This window comes from Oleiphilus sp. HI0079 (genome assembly GCF_001635105.1).
The window spans coordinates 1-1,301 of the sequence record NZ_LWFT01001067.1; the positions used below are offsets into that span (position 1 = coordinate 1).

Consider the following 1,301-nt stretch of genomic DNA (forward strand, 5'->3'; position numbering starts at 1 on the left):
ACGGTCATTGATGGCGCTGGACAGGCTGCTGATATCGAAGGTCGTGTTGCTCAAATTCGCAAGCAAATCGAAGAGAGTTCTTCTGATTACGATCGAGAGAAACTTCAAGAACGTGTAGCCAAATTAGCGGGTGGTGTTGCAGTCATCAAAGTAGGTGCTGGTTCAGAAGTAGAAATGAAAGAGAAGAAGGCACGCGTTGAAGATGCGTTGCACTCTACTCGCGCTGCAGTTGAAGAAGGCGTGGTTCCTGGTGGCGGTGTTGCTATGGTTCGTGCCCTTCAGGCAATTGCTGATTTGGAAGGCGAAAACGAAGATCAGAACGTCGGCATTAACTTGCTTAAGCGCGCGATGGAGGCACCTCTTCGTCAGATCGTTGCGAATGCGGGTGGCGAAGGTTCTGTCGTGAGTGACAAAATTAAGCAAGGCGAAGGTAGCTTTGGCTACAATGCCGCGACGGGTGAATACGGCGACATGATCGAGATGGGTATTCTCGATCCAGCAAAAGTAACTCGTACAGCGCTTCAAGCTGCTGGCTCGGTTGCGGGTCTAATGATCACTACGGAATGTATGGTGACAGAAGTTGTGGAGGACAACCCAGCGCCTGCGATGCCTGATATGGGCGGAATGGGCGGAATGGGCGGTATGATGTAACTGTCTCGATGCTTGCGCTGATTTAGCGTAATTCATAATAGGGCCCCGGCGATTGCTGGGGCTTTTTTTTGCGTGTGATTTAAGGAACTTTTAATGTATCGGCTTAAAATGCGCTAATGTTGGTGGTATTCGTGGTTCAAATAGTCTGTAATGACTGGTCTTCGAACTTGCGTTTTGAATGTTGCCACCAATAGAGTTTCTACCAGAATAATAACCCAGTGATTAAAAAGTTTCTTCTTATCATATTAGTTTTTGTCAGTGCTTTCGCTGTGGCTCTTATTGCGACATTACCGGCGAGTCTTGCGTGGAAGTATGCTATTGCTCCTGTCACAAAGGTGCAGTCGTTGGGTGTTATTACAAAAGCGTTCGATGGCACGATTTGGGATGGAAGGGCGCATATCGCATTTAGACATCTAGAGGGTGTGTTCTCTTGGGAGCTTGAATTATCGGATATGTGGAGTGGTTCTCTGCCCGTGAACGTACAATTGGAGTCAACGGCGGGCGCGCTCGATGCTGTTTTGGGGGTGGGATTTTCTGCTCAGCGCTTAGAGGTTGAGTCGATGCGCCTCGAGTTGAGCAAGCTAAACCCATTCTTGCGTACTAAACGAGTAAAGCTTGATGGAGAACTCTTCGCTAAAGGGCTTGCGTTG

At 48.5% G+C, this 1,301-nt stretch carries 2 protein-coding genes; both read left to right on the forward strand.

Annotated features, from left to right (window positions below):
• The coding region (locus A3750_RS19040) for a TCP-1/cpn60 chaperonin family protein (protein ID WP_304440216.1) at positions 1 to 651 on the forward strand (651 nt) is incomplete at its 5' end.
• A gap of 344 nt (positions 652 to 995) precedes the next feature.
• The coding region (locus A3750_RS19045; RefSeq protein WP_156498748.1) for a hypothetical protein at positions 996 to 1,301 on the forward strand (306 nt) is incomplete at its 3' end.